This window comes from Acrocarpospora catenulata (genome assembly GCF_018476525.1).
Classification (GTDB): domain Bacteria; phylum Actinomycetota; class Actinomycetes; order Streptosporangiales; family Streptosporangiaceae; genus Acrocarpospora; species Acrocarpospora catenulata.
Genome location: NZ_JAHCST010000061.1, coordinates 1 through 18,628, shown reverse-complemented (window position 1 = coordinate 18,628; position 18,628 = coordinate 1). Strand labels below are relative to the sequence as shown.

16 protein-coding genes are annotated in these 18,628 nt (G+C 67.8%); 8 read left to right on the top strand and 8 right to left on the bottom strand.

The features are described from left to right. Positions 1-141: 141 nt before the first annotated feature. Positions 142-1,317 carry a helix-turn-helix domain-containing protein gene (locus tag KIP79_RS37755; protein WP_214109800.1) on the top strand — a complete coding sequence of 392 codons (1,176 nt, stop codon included), beginning with the start codon at positions 142-144 and terminating at the stop codon, positions 1,315-1,317. Positions 1,318-1,579: 262 nt separating this feature from the next. Here KIP79_RS37755 and KIP79_RS37750 read toward each other — a convergent pair whose 3' ends face one another. The 4 genes from KIP79_RS37750 to KIP79_RS37735 form a co-directional block, all read right to left on the bottom strand. Next, positions 1,580-2,986, bottom strand: a complete 1,407-nt coding sequence (locus KIP79_RS37750) for a replication initiator (RefSeq protein ID WP_214109799.1) — start codon at positions 2,984-2,986, stop codon at positions 1,580-1,582. A 616-nt stretch (positions 2,987-3,602) separates the two neighbouring features. Continuing rightward, positions 3,603-5,159, bottom strand: a complete 1,557-nt coding sequence (locus tag KIP79_RS37745) for a recombinase family protein (RefSeq protein WP_214109798.1) — start codon at positions 5,157-5,159, stop codon at positions 3,603-3,605. Positions 5,160-5,197: 38 nt separating this feature from the next. Beyond that, positions 5,198-5,287 carry an SAM-dependent methyltransferase gene (locus KIP79_RS37740; protein ID WP_214109797.1) on the bottom strand — a complete coding sequence of 30 codons (90 nt, stop codon included), beginning with the start codon at positions 5,285-5,287 and terminating at the stop codon, positions 5,198-5,200. A gap of 174 nt (positions 5,288-5,461) precedes the next feature. Then, positions 5,462-6,421, bottom strand: a complete 960-nt coding sequence (locus tag KIP79_RS37735; RefSeq protein WP_214109796.1) for a quinone oxidoreductase family protein — start codon at positions 6,419-6,421, stop codon at positions 5,462-5,464. 128 nt (positions 6,422-6,549) lie between these two features. Here KIP79_RS37735 and KIP79_RS37730 point away from each other — a divergent pair, with 128 nt between their 5' ends. Together KIP79_RS37730 and KIP79_RS37725 are read left to right on the top strand one after the other, a co-directional pair. Next, entirely contained in the window at positions 6,550-6,816 is a 267-nt protein-coding gene (locus tag KIP79_RS37730; protein ID WP_214109795.1) for a DUF6504 family protein, read from the top strand. Continuing rightward, positions 6,816-10,316 (top strand): DNA polymerase III subunit alpha, encoded by a 3,501-nt coding sequence (locus tag KIP79_RS37725; protein WP_214109794.1) that lies wholly within the window; start codon positions 6,816-6,818, stop codon positions 10,314-10,316. The genes KIP79_RS37730 and KIP79_RS37725 overlap by 1 nt, the downstream gene beginning before the upstream one ends. On the opposite strand, the gene KIP79_RS37720 is transcribed toward KIP79_RS37725, so the two are convergent. The 4 genes from KIP79_RS37720 to KIP79_RS37705 form a co-directional block, all read right to left on the bottom strand. Beyond that, entirely contained in the window at positions 10,306-10,947 is a 642-nt protein-coding gene (locus KIP79_RS37720; protein ID WP_214109793.1) for a hypothetical protein, read from the bottom strand. The two genes, KIP79_RS37725 and KIP79_RS37720, sit on opposite strands and share 11 nt — an antisense overlap. Positions 10,948-11,092: 145 nt before the next feature. Beyond that, complete coding sequence (locus KIP79_RS37715) at positions 11,093-11,725, bottom strand: response regulator transcription factor (RefSeq protein ID WP_214109835.1); 633 nt, start codon at positions 11,723-11,725, stop codon at positions 11,093-11,095. A gap of 127 nt (positions 11,726-11,852) precedes the next feature. Beyond that, the gene (locus KIP79_RS37710) at positions 11,853-12,872 is read right to left on the bottom strand and encodes an LLM class F420-dependent oxidoreductase (protein ID WP_214109792.1); all 1,020 of its coding nucleotides are present in this window, start codon (positions 12,870-12,872) and stop codon (positions 11,853-11,855) included. Between the two features lie 42 nt (positions 12,873-12,914). Beyond that, positions 12,915-13,604 carry a FadR/GntR family transcriptional regulator gene (locus KIP79_RS37705; RefSeq protein WP_308170085.1) on the bottom strand — a complete coding sequence of 230 codons (690 nt, stop codon included), beginning with the start codon at positions 13,602-13,604 and terminating at the stop codon, positions 12,915-12,917. Between the two features lie 70 nt (positions 13,605-13,674). On the opposite strand from KIP79_RS37705, the gene KIP79_RS37700 reads away from it, so the two are divergent. The 5 genes from KIP79_RS37700 to KIP79_RS37680 all read left to right on the top strand — a co-directional run bounded on the left by KIP79_RS37700 (position 13,675) and on the right by KIP79_RS37680 (position 18,525). Beyond that, entirely contained in the window at positions 13,675-14,403 is a 729-nt protein-coding gene (locus tag KIP79_RS37700) for a (Fe-S)-binding protein (protein WP_214109791.1), read from the top strand. Further along, positions 14,400-15,794: a lactate utilization protein B gene (locus KIP79_RS37695; RefSeq protein WP_214109790.1), complete on the top strand. Its 1,395-nt coding sequence runs from the start codon at positions 14,400-14,402 to the stop codon at positions 15,792-15,794. Before KIP79_RS37700 ends, KIP79_RS37695 begins: the two co-directional genes overlap by 4 nt. Beyond that, positions 15,791-16,399: a LutC/YkgG family protein gene (locus tag KIP79_RS37690; protein ID WP_214109789.1), complete on the top strand. Its 609-nt coding sequence runs from the start codon at positions 15,791-15,793 to the stop codon at positions 16,397-16,399. The genes KIP79_RS37695 and KIP79_RS37690 overlap by 4 nt, the downstream gene beginning before the upstream one ends. Before the next feature lie 23 nt (positions 16,400-16,422). Then, on the top strand, positions 16,423-17,499 hold the full coding sequence (locus KIP79_RS37685) for a GNAT family N-acetyltransferase (protein ID WP_214109788.1): 1,077 nt from the start codon (positions 16,423-16,425) through the stop codon (positions 17,497-17,499). Positions 17,500-17,598: 99 nt separating this feature from the next. Beyond that, positions 17,599-18,525: a sirohydrochlorin chelatase gene (locus KIP79_RS37680; protein ID WP_214109787.1), complete on the top strand. Its 927-nt coding sequence runs from the start codon at positions 17,599-17,601 to the stop codon at positions 18,523-18,525. Positions 18,526-18,628 lie beyond the last annotated feature (103 nt).

The following is an 18,628-nucleotide window of genomic DNA, read 5'->3' as shown; positions in this document are numbered from 1 at the left end:
CAATCCGCCGCTTACTTAGGTTCTGGTCGTAAGCCTCTCTACACTCGTAGTCAGGTGCCAGAGGTGACCCGCCCAACGGTGCCCAGCGAACCCAGTGGACAGCGGCCAGGCCCCACCCCCCGCGATTCGAGGGAGCCCCACATGGAGACGTTCGGCGAAGCACTACGCCGCTTGCGTGGCGACATGTCCACGCGCAACCTCGCACTCCGCGCCAACTGTTCCAAGAGCTACGTCTCCATCCTGGAGAACAACCCCGCCATTAAACCCAGCGCTCAAGTCGTGGCAGCACTCGACAAGGCATTAAACGCCGATGGCGAGTTAATCAATATCCACAAATCGAGCACAACACCGATCCCCATCCTGCCGACATCCTCCCTCTTGCCCGACGCCGACCTATACCAGCGGATCACAAAAGTTATCGACAATCCACGGCGTGTCGATTTCGCCACTATTGAATGGCTAGAACGCTGCCTTGCCGAACATCGGCGCATCGAGGACACACTAGGCAGTGCCCCACTATTACCCGTTATTAGTTCCCAGCTCGCTATCGTCACTGACTTAATTCATGGAGCGTCAGGGGCATTAGGGGATCGAATAGTAAGCGTAGCTGCACAATATGCCCAATTCATCGCTTGGTTATGCCAAGACTCCCTCGAATTGGGTGCGGCGCTGGCGTGGTATGACCGCTCCCATGGTTGGGCACTAGAAGCAGGAGATCCCAATTTAGCGGCAACAACGCTGAATATGCGCGCTCATCTCGCTTGGAGTATGGGAGACGCACAGCGGTGTATCCGCCTAGCCGAAGCCTCACGTTGGCACGAGGGCCGTACGACCCTTGGTGTACAAGGCATGGCGGCCCAAATGGCTGCACGAGGTCATGCCCAAAGCGGAGAGGCTGGACCAGCGAGAGGACTTCTCGGAGAAGCCGAAGAACTCATCCGGCGATCAGCGGAAAGCCCCGAAGAGGAACCGTCGTGGATGTACTTCTACGACGACGGTTGGTTCACAATGCAGCGCGGCATGGCCGAATTGGAACTTGGAGAAGGTAACCGCGCGGCTTCGTTTCTAGAACGCGGACTATCCGATCTGCCCGAGAATTACCGACGAGACCGTGCATGGTTTAATTCATGCCTGGCTCGCGCTTATTTGGCTAGCGGCGAGGCAGAAGCGGCGGCGGACATCGCGATAGCAACGGCACCGGACGCAGTAGCCGTTAACGCATATGCGGTCAAGGAATTGCACACTGTCGCCGAAACGCTCGACCAAATGCACGTTGCCAGCGCACGGGATATTCACGAGGCCCTGTCGAATAACTGAATCACCGTTTTTCGTCCGGTTCTCTGCACCGCTCGAATGCAGCCCTTACGATCGCCTTGCGGTGGCTGGCCGCCGTCCATGGTCGGGGGCGATCGACGCAATTGGGCAAAGAGCACCCAATTGCACCGGAAAAACAGGCCGAGCGCCGATATCAAGCTCCGGTCGTTTCCGGGCGCTCTGAAAGAATGCGCGGCAGAGTCCGAGGCTGATCTACTCGTCGGCGAGGCGGGTAATGGGTGATCTGAGATTAAAGGGTGACGGTTTAGGGGCGGTTGTTCTTTAGGCGCTCTCGTTGAATGTGGCGGGCAGTGGCGATCCGTTCCCGCGCGATCTCTGCCCAATGCGCTTCGCCACGGCGGAGGCCGCTTCCGGCGAATCGCCATTCCTGCACCGTGATGTAGGTGCCGGAATCCGGATCATGCGTGGTTCGACGGTGGCCGGACTGTTCGGCCCGGTAGGCAGCGCGAGCGTGGCGGAGGCTGGCCAGGGTGGTGGAGTAGTGACGGCTCTTGGTCGAGAAGTGGCCCCCGTAGCCGAGCATGTGAGCCCAGCGCCGCAGCGGTACCGCCCGGTAGGCCGCCAGGTCGCCGAGGAGGAAGCAGGTGTAGATCATGCGTCGGGCGTGTTCGGTTACGTCGAGGTAGGCGACATCGCGCAGGGTCCGGATCGGGCGGTCCACCGTCCCGGAGGCTTCCGCGCCCTTGGTGGCGTACTTGGCGACGTAGGAGGCAACCCGCTGATCGGAGACGCCGTCCAGGCCCGCCCCCAGGTGGACCGGTGCCACGTCGAGCTGACCGCCCCAGCGCAGCAGGCGAGGCGGATCGTCGGGGTTGGGGTCATCGATGGGCAGTTGGACGGCACCGGCCGCGATCCGGATCGCATCGGCCAGCAGGCCGGTAGTGGCCCAGGCCGGAGGAGGCGAGGTGGGACCGTCCGGGCCGTCGAGGCGTATCACGGCGTGGAAGTGGACCAGGCCCCGCGCTTGGTACTCGGCGACCTTGGCGAAGGAGGGACGAAGGCAGGCCCGCAGAGCAGCCCGTGAGAGCCCGGCAAGGCCCGCCAGAGCCACGGGAAGGGTTCGGGTGAAGGTCCGCCATAGCAGGCCAGCGTGAGCGTTCCACAGGACCGCGCCGAAGTAGTCGTAGCAGTCCCCGCACAGGGGTTGCCCGACTTGGGAGTCATCGGCCGAGTGAGGGACACGGCACCACAGCGGCCGACCGTGGGGGCACAGGGGGTGATCTCGTCGAGGTCGGCACGGCAGGGTCTTGCCGCCCGCCTCACGTCGGCGATGGACCGGGCCGAAGGACGGGGCGGTGAAGGTGGCGAACACCCGGGGGTGAGCGGTGATGTCGTCAGGTACGCCCTTGCCGCCCCGCAGGCCGGACAGGATCAGGTGATAGGTGTCGTCCCGGTAGGTGGCCGAGCAGGCCGGACAGCGCGAGGCACGCCGGTTGCCGCAGGCCGTCAGCAGGTATCCGGTCGGCTCGTCGGCCGTCCGGTAGGAGTCGATCACGTCCAGGCTGTTGGTGAAGGTCAACCGGCGTCCCACGAGGCGGATCGGGTGAGCACACCCACCGGTTGCCGTGATCATCTGTTGCCAGCGGGGGAAGTCCGGCAGGGCCGCCCGTTCCAGAGCGGCCAGCGTTTCCGGAGAGATGCCGTCGATCATGCCGCCATCCCGTTCCCGGAGTCGGCGACAGAGCCGGGGACAGGGTCGGGGGCGGTGGTGCGTGGCCTCTCGCCGTCGATTTCAACGCCGAAGATGACGCCGATTCGACGCCATTTCTCCTCCGACCAGCGAGGCCGTTCGGCCGCTTTCTTTCTTGCCCATTCACGCGCTTCGTTACTAGGGCGATGCTCCAAATCGTCTCCTCTCTCGCAAACGAAGGGAGACGCGAGAAAGCAGACCCACCGAATAGAGGAACCGGAAACCGGGCGCACGTACGCCCGATCTCCGGAACCTCGTTCAGGCCGCTTCTTCGTTTTTGAGAGAGTTTTTTGGAGGCTATTCGTTTTTCGCTATCATGTGGCGACGCATCACCACTGGCGCGACCCGGTGCCAGGAGCCTACCCCAGCGAACTTTTTTGTTTTTGTTTTGTGAGGCTTTCGTTTTTAAGCTATTGGCGGGAACATTCCCCGCCTGGCGCTACCCGGTGGCCGGGAGCCTACCCCGACCGTGCGGCCTGCTGATCTCCGGAGGACACTCGCATGTCTCCACCCGTCAAGACGAACGGGCGAGCCCGAAAGTTCGAGCCCGCCCGACATCGGTATGGCAGCGACCGGCCTAGTCCTCCCGCCACACCGGTTCCACCAGGTCAGGGTTGAACGGGAAGCGCCCACGCCGGTTGATCGGGACCGGAAGCACGACCACCGTGTGCAGCGCCTCACGGATGTAGGTCCGCTTCATCGACAACGGCAACCCGCCGTCCTGCTCGGGGGTGTACCAGCGGCGGCGGATATCGGCGACATCGGTACGCGCCCGAGCATCCCGCACGGCCGAGGCCGCCTCATGCCTGTTCACCGCCGCCCGAGCCTGGTTCAGATCCTCTTCCAGATCCGGCAGCAGCCGATAGAACGACGTCTTGTTTATCTTCTTGGCGCGGTATTGGCGGAAATGCTCGTCATAGGCTTCTTGCGCTTCCCGGAGCGCGTTCTCAAGGCCGCTTGTGTCGGTGACCGGCGTAATGGCCGCTCCGATCGTGGCATCTTCCAGAGCGGCTAGCACCAGCTCTGAAATGTGCTCGTCCAGAGCAGGCCCGTTCCGGGAAATGCCCGCGCAGCCGCCCATGTTCGGCCGTGGGCACATGTAGTTGTGCCGTTTACGGCCCGGAGTGGTAATCAGGCGCGCGTTGCACATGGTGCCGTCCTCTTTCAGCCGCCCGCACCGCAGGAAGCCGACCAGGAGATATTTGACCTCGCGCTTGTCGCCGGGAAGCCGGAACGGCTTCACCTGGCTATAGTCGAACCCCGATCGCTTGTTCTGGCTCAACAGCTCTGTGAGCGCGAGATGCTGCTCTGGCTTGATGATCGGCACCCACCGGCCGACGACCGGGTTACCGTCCGCGCCTAGGACGATCTCTTTCTTGAGGGTGCTCCACCCGCACAGGCGAGGCGCGAGGAGCATCGCCCGCACCGTCGTGGGGCGGAAGGTCTTCCCGTTCGCCGTCAGGATGCCTTTCGCGTTCCATTCGGTGGCAACCGAGTTGATCGACCGACCGGCGAGAACGTCTCTCACCGCGTCCCGCAGCAAATCCGCTTCCACCGGCTCAAGGTTGACCTTGTCGGCCTTCCAGCCGAACGCGCGACGACCCAGCGCGGGCTCTCCGTTCTCGGCCAGACGCCGATGGGTGTTACGCATCCGGCGCTGCATCTTCCGGACCTCGATCTTGGCGACCACCGCGCCGAGAAGCCCCATGCTCTCCACGTCTTCGCTGTAAAGGTTGTGGGTGATCTTCTCGTCGGCGAACACGAACTCGTCGTTGTAGGTGAACGCCTCAACGAACCGTTCGTAGTCACCCGGACGACGCACCAGCCGGTCACTGTGGACCACGACCACGCCCCGCACCGGGGAACCGACCCGCAGCCGACCCGCCTTGAGCAAGATCAGCATCTCCTCGAAGTCGTCCCGGTAGACGTTCGGGTCGGCGGCCGACTTATCGTTGTCGGTCAGTTCGGCAACCACGACCCAGCCGTGCCGCTTGGCCGTGCGCCGGTTGATCCGGTGCTGTTCCTTGACGCTGTGCTGATCCTTCTTCCGCTTGTCACTGGACGCCCGAGCGTAGGAGAAGACCGGGATAAGCGCAGGTGAGACGGGCTGTCCGGGGGCGGTCGCGACGGTCATGGGGGCTCCTAGAACGAAACGCTCGTTTTAGGAATGTTCTACCCGCCCAAGTAGTAGTCGTACATGCCCGCAGCGGTGGGGACGGAGGGGTCGATGCCCTCCGACTGGACTGAGCTGTCCGTGGTCACCTGTTTTCCTTCCTCAAGAACGTCCACATGGTTCGTCTAGATCCGACGTGAACAGGCACCCCGACAAGCCGTCGCGCCCCCTGAGCTTTCGGACCGCCTGACCCTCTGGCACACGAGCACAACGATATGGTTTCGGCCTCGGATTATTACTAGCTGCTTGGCCCAACCAGCTCTTTACGGGATCAGCAGGAGTTTGCCCACCGTGCGGCGGCCTTCCAGGTCGTCGTGGGCCTGCCGGGCCTCGGCCAGTGGCCGCCGGGCGGACACGTGCACCTTCAGCTCCCCGGAGGCCACCCAGCCCAGCACGTCACGCGCCCGGCCGAGCAACTCCTCCCGGGTGGCCGTGTAGGCCCCCAGTGACGGCCGGGTCAGGAAGACCGAGCCGGCCTGGTTGAGCCGCTGGATGTCGAACGGCGGCACCGGGCCGCTGGCCGCGCCGTACAGGGCGAGCAGGCCGCGAGGACGGACCGAGGCCAGCGAGCCGTCGAAGGTGGCGGCGCCCACCCCGTCGTAGACCACGTGCACCCCCTCCGGCGCCAGCTCGCGGACCGCGGCGGGGAAGCCCTCGTAGCGGAGCACCGCGTCGGCGCCCGCATCGCGGGCCAGTTTTTCCTTCTCGGCGGTGGAGACCGTGCCGATCACCCGGGCCCTCCGGAGCTTGGCCAGCTGCACCAGGAGCAGACCCATGCCACCGGCGGCGGCGTGCACCAGGACGTCCTCCCCCGGCCGCACCGGATGGGTGGAGGTGGTCAGGTAGTGGGCGGTGAGGCCCTGGAGCAGGATGGCGGCGGCGTCGACGGGATCGACTCCCGGCGGCAGCGGGATGGCCTGCTCGGCGGGGATGACGGCCTTCTCCGCGTACGCCCCCGGCGCGTTCACCCAGCCGACCGGGTCGCCGACGGCCACCTCGGTCACCCCGGGGCCGACCGCGGCCACCGTGCCAGCGCCCTCCGAACCGGGCACCAGGGGCAGCGGCAGCGGATAGCGCCCCTCCCGGTGGTAGACGTCGATGAAGTTGACCCCCGCCGCGGCGACGTCGACCAGCACCTGCCCCGGCCCGGGGACCGGATCGGGCACCTCGGTGTATTCCAGCACCTCCGAGCCCCCGTAAGCCGACACCACGATCGCGTGCATGACTTCTCCCCACAGTCGCGCGCTCTCAGCGTACCCGAACTTGCGTTCGAGGCACTGGAGAACGTATGTTCGATACAGCACCGCCCGTCTTCCCCCGGGTGGCAGTTCCAGCCACAGGGAGGATGACCGTGAGCCGACTCTATGGCGATCCGATCGAGGTATGGGTGCGGGATGGGCAGCCCGCCCGATTCGTCTGGCGTGACCGGCTGTATGTCGTACGCCAGGTTCTCGACCACTGGGTGGTCGCCCGGGAATGGTGGAAAACCTCGGAAACCGACCCCGGCGAGCGCCGGTTCTGGCGGGTCGAGGCCGTCACCGGCCGGGAGACCGGCACCTACGAGCTCAGGTTCGACACCGCCAGCGACGGCTGGCTCCTGATCAGGGCGTGGGATTGATGGGAACGTTCCAGCAGGTGTCCCTGAAGAGCTTCTGCCACCTGCACGTCGCCTCGGCGTACTCGCTGCGCTACGGCACGGCCTTCCCCGACGCCCTGGTCGCCAGGGCCGCGGAGCACGGCATGGACATGCTCGCGCTGACCGACCGGGACGGGCTGTACGGTGCGGTCAAGCACGTCCAGGCCTGCTACCGGGCGGGTCTCACCCCCGTCGTGGGCGTCGACCTGGCCCTGAACGCCCCCGATTCGGAGACCCGGATCGTGGTGCTGGCCCGCACCGACGGCTGGGGCGCCCTGTGCCGCCTGATCACCGCCGCCCACCACGCGGGCGAGCGCGGCGAGCCGTTCGTCACCCCCGCCCTGGTGGCCGAGCACGCCGACCGGCTGACCGTGCTGCTCGGCCCCGCCTCCGACGTCGGCCGGGCGATGGCCGCCCGCCACGACGAGCGGGCCAGAACCCTGCTCGCCACCTGGCGCTCGCTCGCCCCCCACCTGGCCGTCGAACTCGTCGATCGGTACGGCTACCTCGACACCACCACCGCCGCCCGCATGCTCGCGCTGGCCGGCACCAGCGGTGTGCCGGCCGTGCTGAGCAACGCGGTCCGCCACCTCGACCCGGCCGACTACCAGATCGGCAACGTGCTGGACGCGGCCCGAAAGCTGGTCCCCCTGCACGGCCGCCACGTCGAGCCGTCCTCACACGCATTCCTCAAGGACGGTGCGGACATGGCCCGGGTGGCCGCCAGGATCTGCGGCGGCGACCAGGGCCGGGCGATCCAGCTGCTCCGGACCACCCGGGAGATCGCCGAGTCCTGCGCACTCGACCCATACGAGGTGGCGCCCCTGCTGGACGAGCGGCATCCGACCCTGCACCTGCCGGAGGTCGGCCGCGACCCCGTGCCGCTGCTCCGGCACCGCTGTGAGGACGGGCTGCACGAGCGCGGCCTGCGCCACTCCGCGGCGGCCCGCCGCCGGCTGGCCGACGAACTGCGGATCATCGAGGCCAAGAACCTCTCCGGGTATTTCGTCGCGGTGGCCGGGATCACCGACATGATCCGCGCCAACGGCATCCGCTGCGCGATCCGCGGCTCCGGCGCCGGGAGCCTGGTCAACTACCTGATCAGGATCGGCGAGGTGAACCCGCTGGAGCACGGGCTGCTGATGGAGCGCTTCCTCTCCGAGGGCCGCCGCGGCCTGCCCGACATCGACGTGGACGTGGAGTCCGCCCGCCGCCTGGAGTGCTACCGCCTCATTCTGGATCGGTACGGTGCGGCCCGGGTGGCCTGCGTCTCCATGATGGAGACCTACCGGGCCCGCAGCGCGATCCGGGACGTGGGCGCCGCGCTGGGCCTGCCGCCGCACGAGATCGACGCCATCGCCAAGGCGTTCCCGCACGTGCGGGCCCGGCAGATCCGGGCCGCCCTGGACGATCTGCCGGAACTGCGCGGCAGCGGCCTGGGCGACCGCGCCCTGGAGACGGTGTTCCGGCTGGCCGAGCGGCTGGACGGGCTGCCCAGGCACATCGCGCTGCACCCGTGCGGGGTGCTGATCGGCAACAGCGGCCTGGGCGACCGCACGCCGATCGAGCGCAGCCTGCTGGAGTTCCCGATGTCCCAGTTCGACAAGGACGACGTGGAGGAGGCCGGGCTGCTCAAGCTGGACGTGCTGGGCGTGCGCATGCAGTCCGCCATGGCGTACGCGCTGGCCGAGGTGGCGCGGGTGGACGGGGAGAAGGTCGCGCTCGACGAGGTGCCCAGGGATGATCCGGCCACCTACGACATGATCTGCGCCAGCCGTACGCTGGGGTGCTTCCAGATCGAGTCGCCGGGGCAGCGGGAGCTGGTCGCCAAGCTGGAACCGCGGACCATGCACGACCTGATCGTGGACATCTCGCTGTTCCGGCCGGGGCCGGTCAATTCGGACATGGTCACGCCGTTCCTGGAGTCCCGGCACGGGTTCCGGGAGGCGTACTTTCCGCATCCGGCCCTGCGGGAGGCGCTGCGCGAGACGCACGGCGTGGTGGTCTTCCACGAGCAGGTGCTCCGGGTGGTGGACGCGATGACCGGGCTCGGGCTGTCGGAGGCGGAGAAGGTCCGGCGCACCCTGGCCACTCCGGACGGGCGGCGCCGGGTGCGCACCTGGTGGGAACTGCGCGTTCGGCCCGAGTTCGACGCCGAGACGGTGGAGAAGGTGTGGCAGGTGCTGGACGCGTTCGGCGCGTTCGGGTTCTGCAAGGCGCACGCGGCGGCGTTCGCGGTGCCCACCTACCAGTCGGCCTGGCTCAAACGGCACCATACGGCGGCGTTCTTCGCGGGGCTGCTGACGCATGAGCCGGGGATGTACCCCAACCGGGTGATCCTCGATGAGGCGCGGCAGTGCGGGGTGGACATCCTTCCGCTGGACGTCAACCGCTCCGATCGGGAGTGGCGGGTGGAGAAGCTGGTCCTTGAGGTGGATCCGGCGGATCTGGGGGCGTCTCGGTCCGATGACGCCAGGATCAGCCAGGCCCGGGTGGCGGAGTTCGGGCGGGGGTACGGGCTGCGGGTGCCGTTCTCGGCGATCAAGGGGGTGAGCGAGGCCGAGGTCGATCGGATGGTGGCCGGGCAGCCGTACACCTCGATGGCGGATTTCTGGGCGCGGGCGCGGCCGTCGCGGCCGGTGGCGGAGCGGATCGTCGAGGTCGGCGGGTTCGACGCGCTGCACCGGCTGCGGCCGGGGGAGCCGCGGTGGCGGCCGGGGCGGTTGACGCGGCGGGATCTGGTGGCCCAGGTGGGGGCGTTGGAGCGGGCCTCCCGGACGGGAGTCAGCAGAACGGGGGCCAGCGGGATGGGGGGCGCGGCGGTTCAGCTGCCGATGGGGTTCACCGAGCAGGTCACGCCCGGGGAACTGCCGGAGATGACCGAGGCTGAGGCGGTGGAGGCGGAGCTTGCCGTGCTGGGCATGGACGTAAGCCGACATGTCATGAAATTTCATGATGAGTTGCTTGATGCGCTGGGGGTGGTGCGGTCGCGGGATCTGCTGCGGCAGCGGAACGGGGCCGAGATCCTGGTCGCGGGGGTCAAGGTGGCCACCCAGACGCCCGCGGTCCGGTCCGGGCAGCGGGTCATCTTCACCACCCTGGACGACTCCACCGGGCCGGTCGACCTCACCTTCTTCGAGTCGGTCCAGGCGCACACCGCCGCCACCGTCTTCGGGTCCTGGCTGCTGCTCTGCCGCGGGGTCGTCCGGCGCACCGGCCGCCGGGCCGTCACCCTGCGCGCCCTGCACTGCTGGGACCTGTCCCGGCTCGACCGCGTCTGGCGCGACCAGGGCCTCGGCGCCGTCCGCGCCCTGCTCGTGGACCGGCCCCTCGACGCGTCCGGCGTCGGCGGCCGACAGATCACGTACGAGAACGGCTTCCGCCTCTCGCCGTACGCGGACATCGGTCCCACGCCGGGCGTGAAGGAACCCCCGCGGGTGCTCTGGCACGCCAGTATGGGCAGCTCCGGCCCTACTCCATAGGGGCTTCCAGGGCCCCTGAAGGGCTGAAGCTGCGTCCGATCGGGAAGGCGGGCTGGGAGGTCGGGTGTTTGCTGTGGTTCGCGGTTATCTCGCGGACGGTGGTGGCGCAGAGGATGGCGGACAGGCCGACGGCCAGGAGTTCGGTGGGGCCGATGCCGGTCAGGCCGGAGGAGCCGGTCAGGCCGGACAGGACCAGCCAGAGCGCGGTCAGCCAGCTGGCCCACCAGGCCGAGAGCAGCAGCAACCAGCGGCCGCGGTCCTCCGATTCGGCGTCCTGCCACGCCCAGTCGGCCAGCAGCGGCGGCAGCACCAGGTTCACGCCCGGCAGCAGGCAGCCCGCCAGCACCGACGCCGCCGAGGAGCCCGGCCTGGCCCGGTGCAGCCACGCCAGGTACATCCCCGCCGCGACGATCGTCGCCGCCACGGTCACCATCATCAGCACCGCGAAGATCGTCACCGCCCCCACCACCGCCCTGGCGCCCGGCGCGTCCGGATCCCCGCCGAACGAGGCGATCTCCACCGCCAGCCGGCGCCCGCGAATCTCCTCGAAGACGACCAGCGCCGTCAGGGCGGTGAACTGCGCGCCCAGCGCGGCGTAGACCCTGGTCGCGGACCGCTGCAGCGAGCGCATGACCCCTCCCCCTGGCCTGCGCACATCCGACCGCCACAACCCAGCAGGCACCTGCCTCACTCCTATCCCGGCAGCCCGCCCGCTAATCAGCCGATCAGGTGTGAAGAGGGGGTTGACCTGGACCGTCAGGTGTTCCGTCGACTGTTCAGTCGACCACGCCTGACTCCCAGGCCCAGGCCGCGATCTCGACCCGGTTCCTGGCGTTGAGTTTGGCGAAGATGCTGCCCAGATGGGTTTTGACCGTGGAGAGCGACACGAACAGCTCGGCGGCCACCTCCTGGTTGGTACGCCCCCGGGCCACCAGCCGGACCACGTCCAGCTCCCGGTCGGTCAGCGGCTCACCCGGAGGGTGCACGGAGACGGCCTTGGCCCACTGCGCCAGCAGGCGCACGGTCACCGACGGCGACACCAGGGCGTCCCCGGCCGCCGCCGCCCGTACCGCCTCCACCAGCAGCGCCGGGCCGCTGTCCTTGAGCAGGAATCCGCAGGCTCCCGCCCGCAGCGCCCCGTACACGTACTCGTCGAGATCGAAGGTGGTCACGATGACCACCCGCATGGGCTCCACGACCCCCGGCCCCGCCAGCAGCCGGGTCGCCTCCAGTCCGTCCATCTCCGGCATCCGGATGTCCAGCAGGCAGACATCGGGCCGCAGCCGCCGGGCCTCCGCGACCGCCGTCAACCCATCGGCCACGGTCGCGACCACTTCGATATCAGGCTGGGCTCCCAGGATCATCGAGAACCCGGCTCGAACCAACTCCTGATCATCAGCCACAAGCACCCGCACCCCAGCGATTCTGCCAGCACCTCCCACTCCACCCCATCCCACTCATCCACCACCTCACCCCTGTGATGCCGCGGTGGGGGTGCGCGCGTCGTCCTCCTGCCTTTGAACGCGGGAGCCCGGTTCAGTTGTAGATCAGGTCGCGGATGGATTTCAGGGTGGGTTCGTTGTGGGGGCCCATTACCAGGAGGGTGGTTACCGGGCTGTCGCGCCAGAGGGTCAGGCGTTCTTTGATTCGGGGGAGGGGGCCGAGGAGGGCTATGCCGTCGGCCAGGGAGTCGGGGATGGCCTGGAAGGCTTTTTCGCGGTGGCCGGAGAGGTAGAGGGACTGGATTTGTTCGGCGGCTTCGGGGTAGCCCATTCGGGCGATGATGTTGGCGTGGAAATTGTGGGACTTGGCGCCCATGCCGCCGATGTAGAGGGTCAGCATGAGTTTCACGGTGTCCAGGGCGGCGCGTAGGTCGTCGGTGATTATGACGAGGACCATTGCGGCTATGTCGAAACCGGGGGGTGCGGTTTTGAGTGCGGGGCCGTACATGGCTTCGATTTTTTCGGGGAAGACGAAAAGGGGGAGCCAGCCCTGGGCTGTTTCGGTGGCCAGGGCGACGTTTTTGGGGCCCTCGGCGCCCAAGTAGACGGGGATGTCGGGGCGAAGCGGGTGGGTGATCAGTTTCAGGGGTTTGCCGAGGTCGGCGCCGCCGGGATAGGGGAGCGGGTAATGGGGGCCGTCATTGGTAACCGGTTCTTCTCGGCGCCAGATTTTGCGCATTATTTCGAGGTATTCGCGGGTGCGGGCCAGCGGCTGGGGAAAAGGCTGGCCGTACCAGCCTTCGACGACCTGGGGGCCGGAGGCGCCGATGCCCAGGAGGAGGCGGCCGCCGGTCAGGTGGTCCAGGGTCATCGCGGTCATGGCCGTGGCGGCGGGGGTCCTGGCCGACATCTGGACCACGCTGGTGCCCAGTTTGATCCGCGTGGTGCGGGCGCCGTACCAGGCCAGCGGGGTGAAGGCGTCGCTCCCGTACGCCTCCGCCGTCCACACCGAGTCGTAGCCGAGACGCTCGGCGGCCAGGACCAGCTCGGTCGCGTCGTTCGCGTCCCGCTGCCAGTAACCGAGATTCAGCCCCAGTTTCAGATCGTCCGCCATTTCCGTAGTAGAACACGTTCTAGCTAACTGGGCCAGCGCTGGTCAGCCGATCGCGGTGGAGGGATACGCCCTGGCCAGATGCTGGGTGACGGCGGTGACGGAGGCCGTGGTGTCGCCCGCGGCGATGGCCTCGTAGATCCGGCGATGGTCGGCCTGGAGGTCACGGGTGTGGCCGAGGCGGGTCACGGCCTCGACCGCGTACTGGCGCAGGGCGTTCCGGAGCGCCCGCATGATCGCCGAGTTCAGCCGGTTTCCGGCGGCGTCGACCAAGGCGACATGGAATGCGATGTCCTGGTCCACGAACTCTTCGGGGGCCGCGGCCGTGTCCATCGCGGCCAGCGCTTCCCCCATCGTGCGGAGGGAAGCGGCCGTGGAGTGATGGGCGGCCGACCACTGCTCGATCATCAGGCGGGTGGCGATGATCTCCTGCTCGGTGAGGGTGGCGAGGCCGAGGTTGAGGCGGAGGAGGTCGGTGAGGGGCGTGGTGGGGTGGGAGGTCAGGACGGCGCCGGCGTCGGGCCCGCGGCCGACCTGGGAGGACAGCACCCCGAGGGTCTCCAGGACGCGCAGGGCCTCGCGCACCGAGGAACGGCTGACCTGGAGTTGCTCGGCGAGCTGACGTTCGCCGGGGAGGCGGTCGCCCACGGTCAGGCCCATGGTGGCGATCCGGTGCTCGATCTGGGCGAGGACCTCCTCGAAAGTGCGGGAGCGGGCACGTCGCTGGGTGGGCACCTGGGCTTCTCCTGGTTCGGCGGTGTATGGTCAGACCATATTTGGTCTGACCATACCTGCGGGAGCGTCTGTGCGGGTCGCGCTGTTCATCACCTGTGTCAACGACACCCTCTTCCCCGGCACCGGCCAGGCCGTGGTCACCCTCCTGCGCCGCCTCGGCGTGGACGTCGACTTCCCGCCCGCCCAGACCTGCTGCGGCCAGATGCACGTCAACACCGGCTACCCGAAGGAGGGCGGCCGCCTCGCCCGCCAGTTCATGGACGTCTTCGCCGGTTACGAGGCCGTGGTGATCCCGTCGGGCTCCTGCGCGGCGATGGTCCGCGAGCAATATCCACGCCTGATCGGCGCGGCAATCGGAAACGCTCCCGACACGAGTTGCGATCCGAAGGTTTATGAATTGTCGGAATTCTTGGTGGACGTGCTGGGAGTCGTGGATGTGGGGGCTTATTTCCCGCACTGGGTGACTTATCATCCCACGTGTCATTCGCTGCGCGGCCTGAGGCTGGGGGATCGGCCGCGGAAGTTGCTGGAGAACGTGCGAGGACTGGAACTGGTGCCGCTGCCGGGAGCCGAGGAGTGTTGCGGGTTCGGGGGGACCTTCGCCGTCAAGAACAAGGATGTTTCGGCGGCCATGTGCGCCGACAAGGTGGGGAATGTCCTGAGTACGGGGGCCGAGGTGCTCTGTGCCGCGGACAACTCATGTCTGATGCATATCGGGGGAACACTGCGCAGGCAGAAATCTGGGATCAGAGTAATGCACCTGGCCGAGATTCTCGCAACCACGGAGGGTGGCCGATGAGTAAGACCTTTGTTGGCATGCCTGCCTTCCCCAAGAATGCCGCGAAAGCCGTACAGGATTCGCAGTTGCGGTTCAATCTTCGTAAGGCGACCAGGACCATTCGCAACAAGCGGGCGCTGGTGGTGGGGGAGCTCGCCGACTGGCCGGGCCTGCGCCAGGCGGGGAAGGCGATCAAGGATCACACGCTGCGGAACCTCGACAGGTACCTGATCCAGCTGGAGGAGGCGGTCACGGCCGCCGGTGGTCACGTCCACTGGGCGAAGGACGCGGCCGAGGCCAACCGGATCGTCGCCGATCTGGTGAAAGCCACCGGTGAGACCGAAGTGGTCAAGGTCAAGTCGATGGCCACGCAGGAGATCGGTCTCAACGAGGCACTCGAAGCGGAGGGAATCACCGCCTACGAGACCGATCTCGCCGAGTTGATCGTGCAACTCGGTGATGACTGGCCGTCGCACATCCTGGTTCCGGCCATCCACCGCAACCGCGCGGAAATCCGGGAGATCTTCCTGGACAAGATGCCCGACGCGCCGCCGGGCCTCACGGACGAGCCCCGGGCGCTCGCCGAAGCGGCCAGGCTGCACCTGCGGGAACGGTTCCTCCGCGCCAAGGTGGCGATCTCCGGCGCCAACTTCATGATCGCCGAGACGGGCACCCTCGTGGTGCTCGAATCCGAGGGAAACGGGCGGATGTGCCTGACCCTGCCGCGAACGCTCATCAGCGTGGTGGGGATCGAGAAGCTCCTGCCGACCTGGCGGGATCTGGAGGTCTTCCTGCAGTTGCTGCCCCGTAGTTCCACCGGGGAGCGGATGAATCCGTACACGTCCACCTGGGCGGGCGCCACGGAGGGGCAGGACTTCCATCTGGTGCTGCTCGACAACGGCCGTACCGGCGTGCTCGCCGACGAGGTGGGCCGCCAGGCGTTGCGGTGCATCCGGTGCTCGGCCTGTCTCAACGTCTGCCCGGTGTACGAGCGTACGGGCGGGCATGCCTACGGATCGGTCTATCCCGGCCCGATCGGGGCGATCCTCACGCCTCAGCTTCGCGGCATGTCGACGGAGCTGGACCGTTCGCTCCCGTTCGCGTCCTCGCTCTGCGGGGCCTGTTACGAGGTGTGTCCGGTGGCGATCGACATTCCGACCGTTCTGGTCGAACTGCGGGCCAAGGCCCGGCACCCTCGTGCCGAACGGCTGGGGATGGCGGCGGCCGGATGGGTTTTCACCCGCTCGGTACGGCTTGCGCGTGCACAGCGGTTCGGCGGGCGAATGCGAAGGCTCGTCCCGAAACGTCTGCCAGGACCCATGTCCGCCTGGACCGACACCCGCGACATCCCCGACATTCCCCGAGAATCCTTCCGGGCCTGGTGGGACCGCACCGAAGGGGGCACCCGATGACCTCCCGTGACACCATCCTCGGCCGTATCCGTGCCGCGGTGGCCGGAGCGCCGGACGTCGAGATCCCCCGGGACTACCACGGCCCGATATTTCCGGAAGGCCCGGCGGACGCCTCCCTGATCGAGCACTTCGCCGAACGGGTGCGGGACTACCGCGCGACCGTGCACATCGTCCCGGCCGACGAGGTCCCCGCCGCCATCCAGGCCGCCCTCAGCGCCCGGCAGGCCGACCGTGTCATCGTCCCCGAGGGCGCGCCCGCCGAGTGGCCGCCGGGGACCGCGGGGGAGAGCCTGACTCCGGCACAACTGGACGAGATGGACGGCGTGGTCACCACCTGCGCGGTCGCGGTCGCGGAAACCGGGACGATCGTGCTGGACGGCGGGCCGGGGATGGGGCGGCGAGCCCTCACCCTGGTGCCGGACTACCACCTTTGCGTGGTGATGGCGGAGCAGATCGTCCCCGGGGTTCCCGACGCCGTTGCCCGGCTTGACCCGGTCAGGCCGCTGACCTGGATCAGCGGGCCGTCCGCCACCAGCGACATCGAGCTGAACCGGGTCGAAGGGGTGCACGGGCCCCGAACACTAGAGGTGATCATCGCCACCTGAAGGCATTGCCGTACGGTATGGGCGTGTTCGACGAACATCTCACGATCCAGACCGAACGACTGGTCCTGCGGGCCTTCGGGCCGGGAGACGCCGAGCGGGTACGGGCGATCGTCAAAGAGGGAACGCACTCCACCGCGCTCCCACCCGGCGCTCCGGGCTATCTGGCCGGGATCGCGCAGTGGCTCTCCCACGGCGTCCACGAGTTGCGCAAATCCGGGCAGGGCATGCATCTGGCCATCGAGGCGGGCGGGGCCATCGTCGGGGCGATCAGCCTGTTCAAGACGCACTGGGGGGCGGGCACCACCGAGGTCGGGTACGGCGTCCACCCGTCCTACCGGGGACGGGGGTTCGCGCCGGAGGCCGTACGCGGGCTGACGGACTGGGCGCTCGGGCCCGCGCGGCTGCGCCGGGTGGAACTGCGGGCGACGGTGGAGAACATCGCTTCGCTGCGGGTCGCGGAGAAGGCCGGGTTCACCCGGGAAGGCGTGTTGCGCGGTGCCGGGTTCGAGGATGACGGCCCGCACGACGTGGTGGTGTTCGGACGGCTGCGCGGGGATGCCGGGCCTGGTTTCGATGGATTCCTGCAGAGTGAGCGGCTCTTACTCCGTCCGTTCCAGAAGCGGGACGCCTTCGACGTGCTCGCCGCGGTCAAGGACGACGCGGAGATGCTTCGCTGGATGCCGTGGGTGCCGGGGTACACGCTGGAACGTGCCCTCGACTGGTGCACCAGGGTGGCGCATCCGGGGAGCCTCAGCGGGCTGACCTTCGCCCTGGAGCCACGGGACGGCGGGCGGCTGGCCGGGGCGCTCGGGGTGCACCGGGTCGATCGGGAGCGTGGGGACGCCGAGATCGGGTACTGGATCTCGCCGTGGGCGCGTCGGCAGGGGTACGCGGTGGAGGCGACCCGGAGGGTGGCGGGCTGGTTGATCGCCCAGGGCTATATCCGGGTGCAGCTGATGATCGCGGTGGGGAACACGGCGAGCCGGGCGGTCGCCAGAAAGGCCGGATTCGTCGAGGAAGGCATGATCCGGCAGGGGTTGCCGATTCCGCACGGGCGGGCCGACGCGGTGCTCTACAGCATCCTGCGCGAGGGCCTCTGACCTTCAATAACAGGTCAAATATCCCCCACAAGCAGGTAGCCTGGGCTATTCTCGCGTGCCGAACGGCCCGCCGCGGGTCAACACATGGGAGATCGTCTGATGAAACCGCCGTTGCTGCTCATCGGGCACGGCACCCACGACGAGACCGGAGTAGCCGAATTCGGGCGGTTCGTCCATCGGCTGCGGTGCCGGCTTGATCGTGTGGTCGCCGACGTGACCGGGGGCTTCATCACCAAGGCCCGGCCGCCGCTCAGCGATTCGATCACCTCGCTGGTGGCCAGGGGGCATCATCACATGATCGCCCTACCACTCAGCCTGACCAACGACCGGCGGGCTCTGGGCGATATTCCGGGCACGTTGGCGCTGGAGCAGGAACGTCATCCGACGTTGGGGTATGACCTGGCCCGATCGATCGGCCCGGATCCTCGCGTGCTGGAACTGCTCGCCGAGCGGCTCGCCGACGCCCAGGCCGACATGCCGCATCTGGTACGGCCTGAGCCGCTTCGCCTGGTCACCGACGAGGAACCGGAGCGGATCGATCCCGCTGACACGGCCATCGTGCTCGTGGGGCACGGATCCACCGATGTCACGGTCAACGCCGAGGTGCACCGGGTTTCGCGGCTCTTCTGGGAGACGCACGCTTCTGACTACCTGACCGTTGAAACGGCCTATGTCGCCCACGCGCGCCCTGGGGTCCCCGGAGGACTCGAGCGCTGTCGACGACTCGGTGCCAAACGGGTCATCGTGCTCCCGTACCTGCTGTTCGCCGGGGGAACCCTGGAGCGAATCTGGGCCCAGGCCCTGGCCTACGGCGCCACCCACGAAGGCCTCGACATCCGCTGCGCCGAAGTCATCGGCGACTGCGAGGGCCTCGCCGACGTCGTCATCGACCGCTACGAAGAAGCCCTCGTGGACGCCGCGGAATGGCCCGCCCGCCGCATCCAGCACGCCCTGGCCGCCCAACGCTTCACCCGCGCCCGAGCCACCACGTTCACCCCCGAACCCGAACTCCCCACCCCCGTATAACCGCCCCCTCAAAGCCACCCGACCCACCCACCCTTCAGGCCCCCCGGATCCGGGCCCCTAGCGTCCGGGGGGAATGGTTGCCGGGGAACTCCCACCCACCCAA